Below are 16,884 nucleotides of genomic sequence, written 5' to 3' on the forward strand. Positions count from 1 at the left end.
GATGGCGTCTACCCGCATCAGCATCCGGTTGGCGCGCAGGCCAGAACGTCACCGTGCTGCGTTGCCCAAATTAAATGCGAGTAATTCTTATTCGCTAATGTCGCGCAGTTTTAAACGAATGACCAATGATTTTTATCAACAAACCTGCGTGACTTCATGGGATGTGCGGCGACAGCACTTGTTGATGGTCAAGGTGTGTGCGCGGCGCGTGCGCTCTCTTCGCGGTACACGCGAATCCGCTCCTTCAAGCCCGGCGCAGAGGCCGACGCCACGAGCGCCGCCATGTCTCCATCGCGGTCGCGATGGCTGCTGCGGGTCAGCTCGCGCAGCAACCGGCGGCCTTCCGGGGGCAGGGACAGTGTGCTCGCGCTGACCTGCGCTATCAGCGCGGGCCATTCGTCCGGCGATTTCGTGCCCTGGACGAAACCGATGCGCTGCGCGTGTTCATCGCCAAAGCTCGCCGTGGTTTCGAGCAGTGAATAGGCGTGGCTTTCTCCGACGAGGCTGGCCAGCCTGCGCGTTCCCAGAGCGAGACCGAATTTCAGGCCCGGCATGCGGAACCTGCTTTGCGGCGCGCACCAGCGATGGCGGCACGCCGCAAACAGATCCACGCCCGCGCCGAAATTGTTGCCATGCGCGAGCGCGAGCGTGGCGAACGGGCCGTAGGCGATTTGCTGGAGCAGGGTCTCGATGCGCACGAATCGCAGCAGCAGATCGCCCTCGCTCTCGGCCTCATATCCGGTGAAATCAAAGCCCGCAGATAGATTCACGCCCGCGCCTTGCAGCACGAGCAGCGGCGCCTGTGCGGCGCTGGCCTCGCTCACGGCGGCGAGCAGCGCCTCGACCAGCGCGGCGGAAAGCGCGTTGCGCTTGTCGGGACGGTTGAGCGTGAGCGTCCAGTGCGATGCATGTCGACCGATCAGCAATACAGCGTTGGAGGAAGCGGCTTCGGTGCTCATTTCGCTGTCACTTCCTGCCCGTCGGCGAACACCTCGCCGTTGTGCTCGCCGAGCGCGGGCGGATTCATGCGAACCGGTTGGCCCTGGCCGTTGATCTTCACGGGCGATACGAAGGTTTTGGTCACGTTGTGGCCGGGCAGCGTGATCTCCTGCACCCAGTCCATGTGCTCGACCTGCGGATCCTCGAGTACCTGAGAGTAACTGTTGATCGGCGCGCTTGGCACGCCCGCGCGCGCAAATTCGGCAAGCCAGTGCGCGCCATCGCGCTGCATGAACGTCATCTCGAGCAGGTCGCGCAGCGCCACCTGGTTCTTCGCGCGCAGCGTCGGCGAGGTGAAGCGTTCATCATCGAGCAACTCGGGCAGGCCGACCACTTCGGTGACCGAGCGCCACAGCGCATTGTTGCCAGCCGCCATCGCGAAGTGGCCGTCGCTACAGCGAAATGCCTGGTACGGCGCATTGCGCGGATGGGCCGACCCGAGCTTGCCGGGGTCGCGGCCACTGCCGAAATATTCCGAGGTCTGCAGCGCCGCAATCGCCAGCGAGGTGCCGAGCATGGGCACGTCGATGTGCGCACCTTCGCCGCTCTGCTGCACATGGCGCAGCGATGCGGCAATCGTGTACGCGGCATAGAGACCCGCCGCGAAATCGCTGAGCGGAACGCCGCATTTGACGGGCGCGCCGTCCGCCTCGCCGGTCACGCTCATGATGCCGCTCATGGCCTGAATCGTGAGATCAAAGCCACCCTCGCTGGCACGCGGACCGGTCTGGCCATAAGCGGAAATCGAGCAGTACAGCAGCCGCCCATTCACCGCCTTGAGTGCGTCGTAGTCGAGGCCCAGGCGCTTCATCACGCCGGGCCGATTGTTCTCGATGAGCACGTCGGCACTCGCCACCAGTTCGCGCAGCCTCGCGACGTCGCCGGGTGACTTGAGGTCGAGCGTGACCGAGCGCTTGTTGCGGTTCAGCGAGGCAAAGTTCTCGCTGAAGCCCTCGGTGATCGGTGGCCAGGTACGCAGCGTGTCGCCGCCCGTGGGGTTCTCCACCTTGATGAGGTCCGCGCCCATGTCGGCCAGCAGCATGCCGCAGAACGGACCGGCCGCGACGTTGCACAGCTCCAGCACGCGGATGCCTTGCAGCGGAAGAATGGTCGGGGTGGACGGCATTGTCATGAATCTCCGGAAGTTGCATCGGTCGGTGGAATGTGCTTTTGGATATGCTGTAATCGTTCCAAATATTGAAACTATGTTTCTATTTTTGTACCGAGAGAAATTCTATGCCCGATTGCGCTGTGGTCAAACAATTGCGTGAGTCTGATCGGAGCCTGGCTCGCAAAGCCAGCGCTTTGGGAAACCGGCATGCGCGCATTCCGCATTGACATGCAGATTTTTTCGCCTCTATAGTCGGCGCGAGGATCGAAGGCCGGAGTGATGTCCGGCCCTGTTTTTCGTCCCGCCATTGCGCGTCGGGCCAGGCATGAGAAGCAAGAGAAGAGAGCAAACGATTTCAGATGAGCACACGGTTTGATCAATTCATTGAAGCCATGTCCCGGCTGACCGAAGAGGCTGCGGGCGACGAGCCGCGCATCCTGCGCGAAGGCAAGCCACTTCTCGGCGAGCTGGTGCGCCATGACGACTGGCTGGACGCGAGCCACGCGTTGCCGCATCCGCAGTTCTATCAACAGTATCTGCTGTACCGCGCGCCGGACAGCCGTTTTTCCGTGGTGAGCTTTGTCTGGGGCCCGGGACAGAAAACGCCGATTCACGATCACACGGTCTGGGGCCTGATCGGCATGCTGCGCAATGCGGAAACATCGCAAGCCTTCGACCGCGACGAGGGCACGGGCACGCTGACCGCTACCGAGCAAGTACGCCTCGAGCCCGGCGACGTCGAATGCGTATCGCCCACGGTGGGCGATATCCACCAGGTGGCGAATGCGTTCGATGATCGTGTGTCGATCAGCATCCATGTATACGGCGCAGACATCGGCCAGGTCCGCCGCCACGTCTTCGATCCTGCCAGTGGCGCGGCCAGGGAGTTTGTTTCGGGGTATGCGAATTAGCTGTCCCTGGAATATTCATTTCAGGCGACGCTAACTTTTCGCCCAAACGCTGCCAGCGCGAACTGGCTCGCTCAAGCCCGGCGAGGGTTGTTCTCACAGCACCCGCAGCACTACCAACGCTAGCGTGCATACGGCGACCTGCGCCTCGATCTCCTGCCACGGCATGCGCGAGGCCAGCACCGCCAGCGGATGGCGCACATCGATCATGTGATCAATGCGCGAGCGGAAGAAATCATCGGTGGCAGGGCAGGCAAACATCACGGCAAAACTCCCAGAGAACTGACGCTATTGGATAGCAAACTGGGAGTTTTGGGGATCGGAAATTGCCCCGAGCGGCTGTGTGCGGGCGGGTTTCTGGGGTTATTCAGGAGCGACTAGTTACATGTGATTTTTTTATAATTCGAGACTAATGCATCAAAATCAGCGTAATTGCCCTTCATTTTTATTGAGCACGCATCATTTAGTTTACATTTGTTATAGTCTTCTGACTGGCGTATTACCTCTCGCTGTATAGAACACACTAATTCTTTATTCCCGTCCGCCAAGGCTCGAATTTTATCCAGCTCATGAATTGTCGCCACTGATTTTGATGCCGCTATTTGATTGGATAAAGTAATTGTGTATTCAACAGTATACTCATTGTTCTTGTATACCCCTAGGCGATATCCGGCAAAAAAAGTCATCAGTATTACAAGAACTAAACCAAGTATTTTTTTCATGAGTTGAATTGCGAATTATTATTTATTTATAGCAAAAAATTTCAAACATAAAATCATTTTCGATGATATTTTTTGCAAAATAAATAAAATCCATAAATACAAGCTGCATAGAAAGATGCATTAATCACGTTGAATAGCATATTATGTCTTTCACTAGATTTTAAAAAATATTGTGCAACGCCAATCATTACAACAATCACGATCATGTGCAATATTGCAATTTGCGCTCTATTTTCTGAATTCAATTTGTCATTTGAAATAAGGATCATTAAAAAACAAAGAGTAGAGAAAATTAGTATATAGTGATTGAAGATATTCGAATAGCATAGATATGATGTTGAAACTATAGCGAGTACCAAAAAAACATATCTTCCATTTTTAATAAATTCACTCAACTCTTGAAATTTCATCATTAATTATCCTCACCTATTTATTCACTATTTAATTACAAGGATTGGATGCTTGTTGGAGATACTGTGGCGGCAGAAGCACCGATTCACCCCAGCGCGGAAGACATTGAGATTGATGAACTCCCACACCACCCACCGCGAGCCGGCCGTCTAGGGGGAGAGAAGCAGACAACGCAACTGCGCTGCAATGGTTTCCTGCACGGGCAAAAGGTCCTCGGGTTCTCCGCGCCTCTTCCATTTTGGCACCGTGACCGGGGGAATGTTGTAGCGCTGGGCAAGTTGTTCAGAAGTGACCGATGAAGCCCTGATCTTTGCTCTCGTTCGAAGGGTGATGCGAGCCTAGACGTGGATTTGGCTCATGCGATGAACTCCCTTTTGAAGGACTCAATGACGCTGCGCATTGCCTCTCTTGCCCGAAAGAAGTGCCCAGCTTCTTTGGGAATATGGTCGCACGAAACGGAACATACTTACTAATCCAGGTAAGAAATCCAGTAACTATCCAGAGCATCCATAAAAACGGAACCGCTTTTTTTAAAAAGCAGGCGAGCAATATTATTTTTCATATCATCAGGTAGATCAAAATAATATTCAAATTTCCAATCCTGAATTATATTTTTCGTGTTCAGATGATTTTCTACGAAAAGATCGGTTAATAAATTATCATTTAAATAGACTTCCTTCAAAAGTGACGGAAATGAGTGTTTATAAACAGGCTCATTTAAAACATCCGGCAACATCCATCCAGATATTTTTAAAGACGAAATATAATCCCAGTTTATATCTTTCCAAAGCTTGGATATCTCATAAAAGCATTTTTTTATATTCAACAGATCCCCTCGTAAAACCTATCAATTTCCAGAGAGCAAAACTCTGGAAATTCAATTGAATCTGAAGAGTTATAATATTTACACAAGCATTGAAATATATCATTCATAGCATTTCACCACAATTTTTTGCGGCATTCCAAACATTTCCTGCTTGCTGCCGATGATTATAATCGCCACCAGCAAAACACTTATTCATCATATTCTCACGTGCTCTGGCGCAAAGCCCAAATTGCGCGACTCGGTCTCCAATTATTGCAGCGGACATGTTTCGGCTGATCGCGTCGCTTGGCGGCGCACTCTTTATTGTGTCCTTTGGCGGTTTCTTTCGTTCAGGGCTCCCGTGATGGCGCCTCCTGCCCCAGGTTTGCTTGCCGGGGCTACAACGGGCAGGCTGTTGCCCGTTGGATCGAACCTCCGGCGGTGCTGGCCTCTTTATCGCAAAAGATTATCTGAAAATAATTCATACCTATAAAATTCATTCCTCTCTCCGAAATAAAAAAATTCTTTTCCGATTCCGTTTGAAAATTTACTATCAAAACTAATTCGTACCAATTTTCGTCCATCTTTTGTAGTTTGATCGAAATTTATATTTTGAATATTAGATTCTTTAAAATCACCAAGTTTTGATTTTATATATTGAAAATCTCTTTCATATTGATCCAATGAGACTGTCATGCCACTATATTTAGTCAGCCATTTGTAATTGGCTTCATAGTTTCCTGAATTATAATTTTCATGAAAAGCGTTCACATGCCTTTTCATATTATTTAAATTATCCTCGTCATTACAAGCGGTTATTGAAATGAGAAGCATTAATGCAATAAAATATTTAAACAATCGCATATTAACAATCCGTATTTTGAGTGCAGTCCAATTTGCTGACGCTGAATCCGTCTCCTTTGGCTACAGCAACGGAAATTGATGTTGAATTAGTAGCCACGTCTGTGGTGCCTTGAACTCCTGCCGAGCCCAAAGCGCCTCCACTAACATATCCGCCCGTTGATCTTGAAACCCCGCTTGAAGGCGCGCTATCTGAACCTCCTACCGCCACCCCTACACCATACATAACACCCAGCCCGAGCAAATCACAAGAAGTTGAATAATTGCAATTTATAATTGAAAGATCTTTTCTCATGCCAAATGCCTTGCCAGTTGAAATTGCTTTTCCATATACACCTTGGGCACCTGCATTTGTTTCCATAAAAATAGAAAAGGGAAGCGCAGGTGATTCTACAACTGGAGGCGGAGGACCCTTCATCGCCTCAGACAATGCCCCTTGATTACCAGGCAGGCTACCATTAAGTATAGGTACAGAACTCCATCCTTGTAAACCTAAGGGGTCGAAAAATTGGGCAGGATTATTAACATATACGAACTGATTCCACCCGCCATGCAGACCAATAGGGTCTTTGTTCGTATAGAAGCCGATTTCAGCTTGATAATAACGGTGCCGGTTGTAATACAGCGCGGTAGCGTCATCCTCATGCTGCCCAGGTAGCCGAATAGGCTGATACAGGCGCTTCGGACTGTATTCGTCTTTCACGTTCCCCCAAGCATCCAGCGTCGCAGCCCACTCCACTTGTCCTTCGCTGCTGAAGAGCGCATTGGGCGTTCCCAGATGGTCGCACAGGTAGTGCCGCACTTCCACGCTTTTGGCATTCTCCTGCCGCTCGCTGCGTGCCGTCTCTTCAAACTCCTGGCGCTGCGCGTTGATGAAGCTTTGCGCGTCAGCGGCCATGCCCAGCCCGACTATGCGCTCGTTGAGGAGCGCGCTGGTCGCATTGATATCCGTGAGCATGGCGCGCAAGGCGTCCCGCGCCATGCCAGCGGGGAGGTGGGCAATCAGTTCGTCGGCCATGCCTTGCGCTGCTCTGGCAGCCCGGCGCAACTGCACCAGCGGTGTAAAGCTGCCCGGCTCGTACACCGTGTGCACGATCTCCGGCTGGCTCTGCCCGTCGATGTCCCGGGCATTGCCATGGTTGAGCCGCTCGGTATGCACCAGCCGGTCCCCGTCCCAGCCAAAGTAATCGGTTGTCCCGCTTTCTTCGCCCGCATCCTTGTGACGTGTGTGACCTGTGTGACCTGTGTTGCCCGCATTGCTGTACTTGGCCAGCCGCCTGCCAAACGCGTCATAGCGGTAGCGCTGGGTGAGCTGTGTGCCTTCTTCCTCTTCACCATCATCTTTTTCGTGAACCACGACTTGCACCAGCTGGTTGCCCTTGTCGTAGGCCAGCTCCATCTGGCCCGTTGCCCAATGTAATATCAAGAATTTATTGAGTAGCTTTCAAATTTTATTGATATAAACCCCTCCACAATATCAAGTGCGAGGGTTTTTTCATTATAAACCTCACCCAATGTTGTTATTTTCACAAAGGAATTTGAAATATTTATATTGACTATATAGTCATTAGGCATCATGCCCTTTGGCGAAATCTCATAGTCCGTCACATTCATAAATTTTACGGCACAATTCTCAATATCTTTTGATTCTCCTGGTATCCAATTTTCTGTTTCGAAAATAGATAAACAATCAAACACAATGGTTATTGTATTTTTCATGGTTTCAAAAATAATTTTCTGAATAGCTCGATCACCCAGATAAATTTTCTGATTTTGATTTAATATCATATTGATTAATCCACTCCATTTCCCATGCAAGCTCTATCCGAAGTTTCCTCATCATGTCCCATCATCGTATTATTCAAAGCACAAAAGCACTGACCAAAGCCACCTTCTTTGCATGACTTTAGGCGTGTCATCTGAAGCAATCCCGTAGCGCATCGAGTACAGCGAACGATTTCAACGCAATGTGAGCCCCTGCACTATTAGCAGGCACTTGTTGACCATTTACATCAAGCGATGCACCTTGACCTTTTCTGCCCGCGCCACTCCCAGGTAGATGAGCATGGCCATGTGGGGTTGGATCGTTTGAGTGACCTTGCGGATTCAGCCTGTATGCATTAGACCCGTTTGAATACAAAGTGTGCGTATCAGGGCTAGATGGATTTGATGGTGGATACGGGATTGTTTTACCACCTACTGGTTCTGCAACGATATTTCCTCGCGAGTCAACAATGAATCGACCGACATTCTGTTTTGTAATAGGATCAGCCACACATACATTCGGGCCCGCCTGTGTTGCGAGCCCATAAGGATCGATCCATTTGAGTGGGTTGCCAGAATAGAGCCAGAGATTTATGCCTCCTGCATTTCCTATTGGGTCATGATTTATATAACCGCCCACCGCAACATCATAATATCGATGCCTGTTGTAATAAAAATTGGTGAGGTCATCCTCATGCTGCCCAGGTAGCCGAATAGGCTGATACAGGCGCTTCGGACTGTATTCGTCTTTCACGTTCCCCAAGCATCCAGCGTCGCAGCCCACTCCACTTGTCCTTCGCTGCTGAAGAGCGCATTGGGCGTTCCCAGATGGTCGCACAGGTAGTGCCGCACTTCCACGCTTTTGGCATTCTCCTGCCGCTCGCTGCGTGCCGTCTCTTCAAACTCCTGGCGCTGCGCGTTGATGAAGCTTTGCGCGTCAGCGGCCATGCCCAGCCCGACTATGCGCTCGTTGAGGAGCGCGCTGGTCGCATTGATATCCGTGAGCATGGCGCGCAAGGCGTCCCGCGCCATGCCAGCGGGGAGGTGGGCAATCAGGTCGTCGGCCATGCCTGGCGCTGCTCTGGCAGCCCGGCGCAACTGCACCAGCGGTGTAAAGCTGCCCGGCTCGTACACCGTGTGCACGATCTCCGGCTGGCTCTGCCCGTTGATGTCCCGGGCATTGCCATGGTTGAGCCGCTCGGTATGCACCAGCCGGTCCCCGTCCCAGCCAAAGTAATCGGTTGTCCCGCTTTCTTCGCCCGCATCCTTGTGGCCCATGTGACCCAAGTTGCTCGCATGGCCTGTGTTGCCCGCATTGCTGTACTTGGCCAGCCGCCTGCCAAACGCGTCATAGCGGTAGCGCTGGGTGAGCTGTGTGCCTTCTTCCTCTTCACCATCATCTTTTTCGTGAACCACGACTTGCACCAGCTGGTTGCCCTTGTCGTAGGCCAGCTCCATCTTGCGGCGCGCTTTTCCTGCCATGCCCTGCACGCTTTCAGTGCGGTTGCCCCGGCTGTCGTAGCGGTAGTGAATCCTGGCGCCTTCGCTGCTCGCATCTTCGCTGTTCTCGTAGTAGCCCACACGGTTGCCGTGCCACTTCGCGGTGGCGGCCCAGTCCTCCAGGTGTCCCCCTTGCTCCGGCTTGCCCTGCAGGGCGTTGTAGTCGCTGCGCGCCATCTGCTCGCGGCTGACCGGCGTTGCCTCGCGGCCCGCTCTTTGCTGCGTCCTTTGGCGGTCTGTTTCGTTCAGCGCTCCCGTGATGACATCGCCCGCCCCGGGGTTGCCTGCCGGCTCTGCAATGGGCAGGCGGTTGCCCGCCGGGTCGAACCTCCAGCGCTGCTGGCCCGCCTGCGGGGTGTCTGCACCTGTGAGGCGGCCTGCCGCGTCGTAGGCAAAGCGGCTCATGCCCGCCGGGCTCTGGATGCCCACCATCTGTCCCAGGCTGTCGTAGTGGTAGTGCCGGGACGCCAGCGCCCGAGCACGGCCTGTGGGGGCCTTGCGGGCTGGGCGAGGCCTGCGCTGTGGACGGGGCTGCCCCCGGCAGGCTGTCCAGCATGTCAGGCAGGCCCGCGCCTTGCGCAAAGCCGCCCACTGCATGGATGTCAGGCGCCCGGCGCTGTCCCAGCCCAGCTGGCGGATCAAAGGCTCGGCCGTGGTGCTCGCCAACTGGCGTCTGACCTCGCGGTGCAGCGCATCTCGCTCCAGGTCCACCAGGCTCTCGCCTTGCCAGGTGATGCCGTGCACGTGGCCCGAACCATAAAGCAGGTAGCCCACCTCGCCCAGACCCTGCAACTGGCTCGCTTGCCGGTTGCCCAGCACATCCAGGCGATGGCTGATGCGGTGTTCGAACTCGATCTCCGGCCCGGCGGCAGGAGGGTCCATCACACCGGCGCCGTTGTGGGTCGTGGCTCTGGAGGGGAGGTGTGTTTGTACAGGCGCTGGATCTCGCCTGTGACCCGGCCCGCCACATCGCGCTCGATGATGGCCTGGCTTTGCAGTTGCGCCCCGGCTTCTGGCGCTTCATGCCAGACGCTTGCTTGCAGCAACTCGCCTGCCTTGCCCCATTGGTAGCGGTGCGTGGTCGCGGGCACGAGCTCGCTTGGCGGCAGATGCCTTGCAATGAGCTGCCCCGTGATGCTCCACTCGTAGTGGCTCGTGTGGCTTGCCAGGCCCTGCTGCGCCTCCCAGCCGTCTGCCGAGTGCGTGAGCTGCCCGGCTGCATCGTAGCGGTAGCTTTGCACCCGGGCATCAAAGCCGGTCTCCCTTGCCAGACGGTCCATCACGTCCCACTCGAAGCGGGTGTGCTCACCGTTCTCGTTGGTCAGCAGCGCAAGGCGTCCGGCCACGTCATAGGCGAAGGCCAGGCTGTGGCCCGCGTGGCTGCGCCGCGTGAGCCGTCCCCACAGGTCGTACTCCATGCTGACCGAGGCCGCCGTCGTGCTGGCGGGCGCTCTGCTGCGGCCCTCTGCGCTGTACCCCTCCACGCTGTACACATCTGCGCTGCGCTTGTCATCCTGCCCCGCGCGCACCTGGCTCACCTGCCCCGGGCGTCGTACTCGTAGTGCTCTGAGCTGCCGTCGGCGTAGTGCACGGCCTGCAACTGGTCCCTGTCGCTGTACTGGTAGCGTACGCGCTCACCCAGCGCGTTCACCACCGCCGTGCTCCTGCCCCAGCGGTCGTACTCGTAGCGGGTGCTCTGCCCGGAGCAATCGGTGTAGCTTGCCACCTGCCCCGCCGCGGTATAGGCAATGTGCTTGTCTCCACCCCTGGCATCGGTGATGCGAACGGGTTTGTCTGCGTTCAGGCGCGTGGCAGGCTCCGCTGCCGCACTGGCAATGTCCGGGTAGTGATAGTGCTCGGCGCTGCCATCTGCCAGGATGATTTGCGTGAGGCGGCCCAGGCGGTCATATCCGTAGCGGATCGTGCGCCCGGCCGCATCGGTGGTGCTTTGCAGCAGCCCACTACCCTCCTCGTAGGTCTGGCTGCTGGTGCTGCCATCGGGCCCCTGGGTGGACAGCAGTTGCCCCAGGGGACTCACCTGCATGCGCACGCTGCGCCCCAGCGGGTCCGTGACGCCCGTGAGGTGCCCGTACTGGTTGTAGCTTCGCCTCACGGTGCTGCCATCGGCGCGCACATGCTCGGTCAGCCGCGACAGGCCCGCTTCGCCCTGGAAGATGTAGGTCTCAACGCGCCCCAGGCTGTCGGTGACGATGCAGGCCCGGCGCGGCTGTCCATCGGCTTCGGGTAGCGCGCGGTAGTCAAAGCGGTAGTCGATGCCCTCCTGGTTGCTTTGCTCTACCGCCTTGCCCCAGGCTCATAGCGGTCGTAGGCGTAGCGGTGCTCGGGCCCGCTTTTTTCCTGATGAAAGACCATCAGGTGGTTGCGCCAGGCAAACCGGCGCACTGTGTCCCCGTGGCGGTTCTTCACGGCAACCAGGTCGCCCTCCGCGCTGTAGGCGTAGCTGACGAGATCGATCGACTGCGCGAGAGCGCCGGTTTGCAGGGGAAGCGCAGGATCGCGCCTGAGCTCAATGCGCATCAGGCGCACGCCGCTGTCCGCCTGCCAGTGAAAGTGACTACCCTCGCGCCCGTAGTGCCGGGCGTCCTGTGCTGCGCTGACCCGGCTGTAGTGCAACTGGTAGTGGCGCCCCACGCCATCGTCGATGCCGGTGATGCGCGATTGCCCCAGCACCTCTGCCCAGTGGTAGCGCTGCGTGCGGCCAAGGCTCTCCAGCTTGCCCAGCAGCACCCAGCCCGCATCGGGCGCAGGCAGCTGCGTGGCCGGGTGCGTCTGCGCAGCCCTGCGCGCAGCCTCCATCGCCTGCCAGTTCGCGGGAGCAAACACCCACAGCGTGTCGCCACCCCCGTTGGCGGCAAAAATGAGATGACTTGCGCAGGCCATCTCGCGACTGATCCACGCAAAGCGGTCTCTCCACCAGGCGGGCGCCTGCTGGTCTGCAAGCGCAGCGGTGCCGACAGCCGAAGCCGCAACCGAAGCCTGCCCGCGTCCTGCCCGCGTCCAGGGCAAACCGCGCCCCGCCAGTGAGCGAGGCCAGCTCCTGCGCCAGGTTGCCCGGGTGCATCCCCGTGCGCAGCAGCCAGATGTCTTCGCTGGGACTGTAGAGCGACTCGCCTGGCGCCAGCGCATCAAACGTGATGGTGCGCCCCTGGCTGTCGTGCAGCAACGTGGCGCCGGCCTGCACCGTCAGGCGCAGCTCCAGCGGCGCGCTCCAGCCGTAACCCAGCACGCCGCAGTACCCCCCTTGCTCTGCGTTCACATAGCTGCTGTACTGGCGCTGCCACACCAGCGGCATGGCCCGGGCAGCGCAAAGTCAAGATCAGACGCCCCGAGAGCACCTTCGCGCCCAGCTGGGGATTGACCGGGCTGCCCTTGGCAACGCCCCCGGACACACCGAGCAGGCCACACCCCCTGGGTTCCTATCAGTACCGTGAGTGAGCCCGTCACAATGCGTGAATACGCAACCTTGTCGTCTATGCGTGCCGCTGGCTTTCCTGTCATGAAGACCTTCCCTCCAATTTTTTTCTGATCGTGCTTTCCAAAAAGCAATACCGGGATGCCCGCCCTAACAGTTGATGCGCACCAAGTCCGACAGGATGCGGATCAGGTCTTTATTCAGGCGGATGCTGCTTGAGCCACAGGTCAGCAGGATTTCTTGCGAGGCCGTGATCTCGATTTTCTTGGCCGTGATCTTCTGCGTCTCCTCCACCGTCACCGTGTCGCTCTTGACGGTGGTGGTGCGGGGGCCATTGACCACCTCGGTCTTGTCCACGCCACTGACCTCAATGCGCTTGCCGCCCACGATCGAGCTGTGCAGCAAGCCCACGTTCTCGGAGTGCACCAGCCCGACGTTGAAGGTGGAGAGCAGCCCCACCTTCTCCATCCGCATCTGGCCTACCGTGATATCCCATTTCTTCTTGATCTCGTCCGTCTCGTTCTTGAGGACCGTCTTCGTGCGGCTCTTCCTGACCGTCACATCCTCGTTGTGATCCACGGTACGCGTGCGGCTCTTGTGCACCGTGAGGGTCTCGTTCTTGTCCACCACTTCCGTGCGGTTGCCGTGAATCGTGATGGTCTCATCCAGATCCACTTCCTCGGTGCGCCACCCGTGCACATTGATCTTCTCGTTACGATCCACGATCTCCGTGCGGTCGCGGTGAATCGTGTTGAACTCATCCCGGTCGATCACCTTGCGCCGGTCGTTGCCCACCCACTTGTCCTCGTCGTGCTCGACCTCGGTGAGCTGGTCCTTCTGCGCATGCAGCCACAGTTGTTCCTCACCCTTCTTGTCCTCAAAGCGCAGCGCGTTGGCATCGCCCGCACCGTTCTTCATGCCCGCGCCGCCCGCACCACCCAGGCTGGAGCGGGTCTTGATGCCCGACTGCGTCTTGTTGGCAGGTAAATCCCACGGCGGCATCTGCATGGCGTTGTAGACCCGGCCCGTGATGATCGGGTAGTCCGGATCACCGTTCAAAAAATCCACGATCACTTCCTGCCCGATGCGCGGGATGTGCATGGAGCCGTAGTTCGCGCCCGCCCAGGTCTGGCTCACGCGAATCCAGCAGCTCGAGTTCTCGTCGTTCTTCCCGTAGCGGTCCCAGTGGAACTGCACCTTCACGCGGCCATACTTATCGGTGTAGATTTCTTCGCCTGCGGGGCCGGTGATGACCGCCGTCTGCGGGCCTGTGGTGTGGGGCTTGGGGGTCGTGCGCTGGCTGCGATATGGAACCGATTTGGGGATGACGCTGAAGCTGATGCGGTACGTGGTCGGGCTGTCGATGCCCGCGCGCTTGGCAGCGCCCGAGCCTCCCGCGCCGTCGCTTCGGCGCACGTTCTCTTCAAAGCGGTAATACGCCGACTCGATCAAATATTCCTTGTTCTGGTCGGCTCTCGGGTATTTGCTGAAGGTGAACAGGTAGCCTGGTGCGATGTTGCGCGCATTGCCTTCGCCCTGGGCGACTTCGCGCTGGGCCTTTTGCTGCTCGATGCGCACGCGTGCGTAGTTCTCGCCGTCGCCCGCATCGGTGTAGCCACCCGGCCAGTCGTAGAGTTCGCGACTGTCCTCGGGGTGGCCTGCGGGCTGCTGCTGGCGCGTCTCGAGCAAGGCCTTGGGTTTTTCGAAGTCGTAGTCATCCGATGCGAAGTGGCCGGAAGCGATATCTTCGGCAAAGCGCCAATCGTCAATGAAGTCGACGCTGTGAATGTTCGCAGCCCGGTTGCCGGGGTAATAGGAAATGGTGGCCGGTCCGTTGGGAAGAGGGCCGTGGCTTCCGATGTCATCCGCCAGCACCAGCTTGTGGCTTCCCATGCTGTGCTCAAAGAAGAAATAGCCGCCCTCGGCTTCAAGCAGGCGCGAGATGAAATTGAAATCAGTCTCGCCGTACTGGACCATATAGTCCCACGCGCGATAGCTGCCGACGAGCCGGTCATCAATGGTGAAACCGTAGGGACCCAGCACTTCCTTGATGATGTCCGGCACCTTCTTGAACTGGAAGATCTTGAAGTCCGAGCGACGTGTGGCATGCCAGAGCCAGGGGCGTAGCAGGGCCTCATATGCAAAATGGTCGCCGTCCTTTCCAATATAGGAAAACTGCGTCACCTGTCCCGAGAGAAATCGCTTGCCACTCCCTGCAGTTTCCGTCGTGAGATCGATCTCGATGCTCATGTCCTTGCCCAGCAAACTCCTGGCGGCAATCGACGAATTCTGGCTGATCAGACGAACCCGGTATTCAAACAATCGCGAGATCTGCTCATTGCCCTCCAATGAGCGGAATTCCAGTTCCTCGCCCAGCGGACTGTGCGCGATGAAGGTGCGATTCGCCATTGATTCCTCCTTTTGTCACTGACTTTTAATTAATTAAGCAAATGATACCCAAAGGGCAAGAAATTTCAATGATCGGTCAGGCGGGCTATCAAGGGGCTGACAAGATTGCGGATGCTCGCAAGACCGTGGCAATGCGCGCAGGCAAAAGCAAGGCTCTGAAATTGCCAGTTTGGGCCGCATTCGATACCTTGAAGACTCGGATTGAAGATTCGGGAAGTAGTGCGTTTCAAATTTTGGGGGATGGATGAGTTCGTCAGACTATCCTCAGCCCTCAATCACCTGCTGAATTTTCGCCTGCGCATCCCGCTCGCTCCAGTCGATTTCTCCAACGTGCCAGAACCGCACCTGTCCCTTGGCGTCGATGACGAAGCTGGTTGGCAGCGCGTAGGCGCTCCATGCCTTCATCTGTGTCTGGCTGCGATCGAGCAGCACTTCGCCGTTGAACGGCACAGCCTTCAGGAATTGCAGAATGCGCGCGGGCATCTCGCCATGGTTGACCGCCAGCACGCGCAGACCTTTGTCGCTGTAGAGATCCATCAGCATGTTGAACGCTGGCATCTCGAGACGACACGGGCCGCAGTACGACGCCCAGAAGTTCAGGATCAGCGGCTTGCCGAGATAGTCCTGCAGCGTGCGCTTGCTGCCTTCCATGGAGGTTGCGAGCAGCGCGGGTGTCGCGCCCTTCTTCCAGGGACGGAGTTTGCCGCCGCTGGCCTCCTGCGCGTCCGTTGGTTGCACGGCGAGTGCCGTGGGCGTTGCGGCACCCAGCCCGAAAGCGTCGCGAGGGCCGCCATGGCGCGCAGGCAGTCGCGTCGATCCATATGCGCTTGCCTCTTCATCGCCGTCAGGCCAGCTTGCGCGAGGTGATGGTGTAGGCGAAATGGGCCGGGTCGAGGCTGTCCAGGCGACCGTTGGCGGTCTCGCCCTGCGGATACATGAAAAAGCCTTCGGTGCGATTGGAGCCCGGCAGGCGCACGTCGGCGCCGGTGTTGTAGGCCATCCAGTTGCCCTCCCAGGCGCCGAACAGCATGGCGCGGGCGGCTCGCACCTTGGGCGCGTCCTTGGGCAGGCCGCCCGGTTGTTCTTCGAGCATGACCTTGGCGACATCGGCCGGATCGACCGGAATCCAGCCGTGACCGTCGGCATAGAACTCCGCGCGGCAGTGCTGGGCCTTGGAGATGTCGCCGCTCTTGCCAAGGCTCTTGAAGCCGCGTGAGGAATCTTCGACGCGCACGCCGTAGACGTCGCGTGCCGGAATCCGCGTGGCGCGGGCCAGCGCGGTGAACAGTCCGTTGAGATCGGCGCACTTGCCCGAGAGGTTGCCCGAGGTGAGCGTGTAGCTCACGTCGCCCGTGCCGCAGCCCGCCGTGGCCGGATTGCGCTTGGCGTTTTCGACGATCCATTCGTAGATCGCACGCGCCTTGGCGACGGTGTCCTTGGGGTGCCCGGCTTCGGCCTGGATTCTGTCGGCCGTTTCCTTGACGATGCCGTCGAGCGGTGCCAGCGATGTCGCCTGCAGATAGGGGCGCAGCGACGTGGCCGAGGTGCTGCCGCCATGTCCGCTGCTGCCCAGATCGACCGCGCGATCACGCGTGGCAACGCGGCTCACGATCTCGACGGACTGCGGCGCGCCCGCATCAGCAAATTTCACGGCCACCATGCGCACGTCGCTGCCGGGCAGGGTGAGCATGCGCGCGCTTTCGGCACCGGGGGCGTTGAAGTTCACGTCGAGCGTGCGCTGATAGTTGTCCAGCGTCGCCAGCGGCACGGGAATCCACAGGCGCGACAGCGCCGTCTGTTCGGCGACGTTCACCTTGGTGACGACTTCGTACTGACGCCAACCCGCGAGCGCATCCGGTGCGGCGAACACGTTCTGAAATCCACCGGCAGTGGCCGCGAGGGTGGACAGGGAAAGGAAGTGACGGCGCTGCATGGCGTTGGGACTTTCGCAAAAAACGGGG

19 protein-coding genes and 1 pseudogene are annotated in these 16,884 nt (G+C 57.5%); 2 read left to right on the forward strand and 18 right to left on the reverse strand.

All coding sequences use genetic code 11. From position 1 onward, the window contains the following. Positions 1 to 188: 188 nt before the first annotated feature. Positions 189 to 959 (reverse strand): enoyl-CoA hydratase/isomerase family protein, encoded by a 771-nt coding sequence (locus H9K75_RS13535; RefSeq protein ID WP_187723073.1) that lies wholly within the window; start codon positions 957 to 959, stop codon positions 189 to 191. Next, positions 956 to 2,131 carry a CaiB/BaiF CoA transferase family protein gene (locus H9K75_RS13540; protein WP_226858182.1) on the reverse strand — a complete coding sequence of 392 codons (1,176 nt, stop codon included), beginning with the start codon at positions 2,129 to 2,131 and terminating at the stop codon, positions 956 to 958. Before H9K75_RS13540 ends, H9K75_RS13535 begins: the two co-directional genes overlap by 4 nt. Positions 2,132 to 2,469: 338 nt before the next feature. On the opposite strand from H9K75_RS13540, the gene H9K75_RS13545 reads away from it, so the two are divergent. After that, positions 2,470 to 3,021, forward strand: a complete 552-nt coding sequence (locus tag H9K75_RS13545; RefSeq protein ID WP_187723074.1) for a cysteine dioxygenase family protein — start codon at positions 2,470 to 2,472, stop codon at positions 3,019 to 3,021. A 93-nt stretch (positions 3,022 to 3,114) separates the two neighbouring features. Here H9K75_RS13545 and H9K75_RS13550 read toward each other — a convergent pair whose 3' ends face one another. The 14 genes and pseudogenes from H9K75_RS13550 to H9K75_RS13610 all read right to left on the reverse strand — a co-directional run bounded on the left by H9K75_RS13550 (position 3,115) and on the right by H9K75_RS13610 (position 14,923). Beyond that, positions 3,115 to 3,282 carry a hypothetical protein gene (locus tag H9K75_RS13550; RefSeq protein WP_187723075.1) on the reverse strand — a complete coding sequence of 56 codons (168 nt, stop codon included), beginning with the start codon at positions 3,280 to 3,282 and terminating at the stop codon, positions 3,115 to 3,117. 113 nt (positions 3,283 to 3,395) lie between these two features. Then, positions 3,396 to 3,740 carry a hypothetical protein gene (locus H9K75_RS13555; protein WP_187723076.1) on the reverse strand — a complete coding sequence of 115 codons (345 nt, stop codon included), beginning with the start codon at positions 3,738 to 3,740 and terminating at the stop codon, positions 3,396 to 3,398. Positions 3,741 to 4,620: 880 nt separating this feature from the next. Next, positions 4,621 to 4,977: a hypothetical protein gene (locus H9K75_RS13560; RefSeq protein ID WP_187723077.1), complete on the reverse strand. Its 357-nt coding sequence runs from the start codon at positions 4,975 to 4,977 to the stop codon at positions 4,621 to 4,623. Between the two features lie 103 nt (positions 4,978 to 5,080). Beyond that, complete coding sequence (locus H9K75_RS25540) at positions 5,081 to 5,242, reverse strand: hypothetical protein (RefSeq protein ID WP_187723078.1); 162 nt, start codon at positions 5,240 to 5,242, stop codon at positions 5,081 to 5,083. Positions 5,243 to 5,409: 167 nt separating this feature from the next. After that, a complete protein-coding gene (locus H9K75_RS13570) occupies positions 5,410 to 5,820 on the reverse strand; it encodes a hypothetical protein (RefSeq protein ID WP_187723079.1) in 411 nt (136 codons plus the stop codon). Position 5,821: 1 nt separating this feature from the next. Further along, on the reverse strand, positions 5,822 to 7,216 hold the full coding sequence (locus tag H9K75_RS13575; protein WP_187723080.1) for an RHS repeat-associated core domain-containing protein: 1,395 nt from the start codon (positions 7,214 to 7,216) through the stop codon (positions 5,822 to 5,824). 23 nt (positions 7,217 to 7,239) lie between these two features. After that, positions 7,240 to 7,605 (reverse strand): DUF6258 family protein, encoded by a 366-nt coding sequence (locus H9K75_RS13580; RefSeq protein ID WP_187723081.1) that lies wholly within the window; start codon positions 7,603 to 7,605, stop codon positions 7,240 to 7,242. Positions 7,606 to 7,732: 127 nt separating this feature from the next. Then, complete coding sequence (locus H9K75_RS13585; RefSeq protein ID WP_187723082.1) at positions 7,733 to 8,335, reverse strand: RHS repeat domain-containing protein; 603 nt, start codon at positions 8,333 to 8,335, stop codon at positions 7,733 to 7,735. Next, positions 8,332 to 9,963 (reverse strand): RHS domain-containing protein, encoded by a 1,632-nt coding sequence (locus H9K75_RS13590; protein ID WP_187723083.1) that lies wholly within the window; start codon positions 9,961 to 9,963, stop codon positions 8,332 to 8,334. Before H9K75_RS13590 ends, H9K75_RS13585 begins: the two co-directional genes overlap by 4 nt. Beyond that, positions 9,963 to 10,619: an RHS repeat protein gene (locus tag H9K75_RS13595; protein ID WP_187723084.1), complete on the reverse strand. Its 657-nt coding sequence runs from the start codon at positions 10,617 to 10,619 to the stop codon at positions 9,963 to 9,965. The genes H9K75_RS13590 and H9K75_RS13595 overlap by 1 nt, the downstream gene beginning before the upstream one ends. After that, positions 10,616 to 11,215, reverse strand: coding sequence for a hypothetical protein (locus H9K75_RS13600; RefSeq protein ID WP_226858184.1), 600 nt, complete (start codon positions 11,213 to 11,215; stop codon positions 10,616 to 10,618). Before H9K75_RS13600 ends, H9K75_RS13595 begins: the two co-directional genes overlap by 4 nt. A 161-nt stretch (positions 11,216 to 11,376) precedes the next feature. Continuing rightward, a complete protein-coding gene (locus tag H9K75_RS13605) occupies positions 11,377 to 12,108 on the reverse strand; it encodes a hypothetical protein (RefSeq protein ID WP_187723086.1) in 732 nt (243 codons plus the stop codon). 181 nt (positions 12,109 to 12,289) lie between these two features. Next, positions 12,290 to 12,394 (reverse strand): annotated as a pseudogene (locus tag H9K75_RS25190) (DUF6531 domain-containing protein); the annotation flags it as partial. Between the two features lie 270 nt (positions 12,395 to 12,664). After that, positions 12,665 to 14,923 (reverse strand): type VI secretion system Vgr family protein, encoded by a 2,259-nt coding sequence (locus tag H9K75_RS13610; RefSeq protein WP_187723087.1) that lies wholly within the window; start codon positions 14,921 to 14,923, stop codon positions 12,665 to 12,667. 68 nt (positions 14,924 to 14,991) lie between these two features. Between H9K75_RS13610 and H9K75_RS13615 the strand changes: the two genes are divergently transcribed. Next, positions 14,992 to 15,171 carry a hypothetical protein gene (locus tag H9K75_RS13615; RefSeq protein ID WP_187723088.1) on the forward strand — a complete coding sequence of 60 codons (180 nt, stop codon included), beginning with the start codon at positions 14,992 to 14,994 and terminating at the stop codon, positions 15,169 to 15,171. Positions 15,172 to 15,187: 16 nt separating this feature from the next. Here H9K75_RS13615 and H9K75_RS13620 read toward each other — a convergent pair whose 3' ends face one another. Both H9K75_RS13620 and H9K75_RS13625 read right to left on the reverse strand, forming a co-directional pair. Beyond that, complete coding sequence (locus tag H9K75_RS13620; protein ID WP_187723089.1) at positions 15,188 to 15,661, reverse strand: TlpA family protein disulfide reductase; 474 nt, start codon at positions 15,659 to 15,661, stop codon at positions 15,188 to 15,190. 106 nt (positions 15,662 to 15,767) lie between these two features. Beyond that, positions 15,768 to 16,856: a transglutaminase-like domain-containing protein gene (locus H9K75_RS13625; RefSeq protein WP_187723090.1), complete on the reverse strand. Its 1,089-nt coding sequence runs from the start codon at positions 16,854 to 16,856 to the stop codon at positions 15,768 to 15,770. Between the last annotated feature and the right edge of the window lie 28 nt (positions 16,857 to 16,884).

Source organism: Diaphorobacter aerolatus, from assembly GCF_014489535.1.
Taxonomy (GTDB): domain Bacteria; phylum Pseudomonadota; class Gammaproteobacteria; order Burkholderiales; family Burkholderiaceae_C; genus Diaphorobacter_A; species Diaphorobacter_A aerolatus.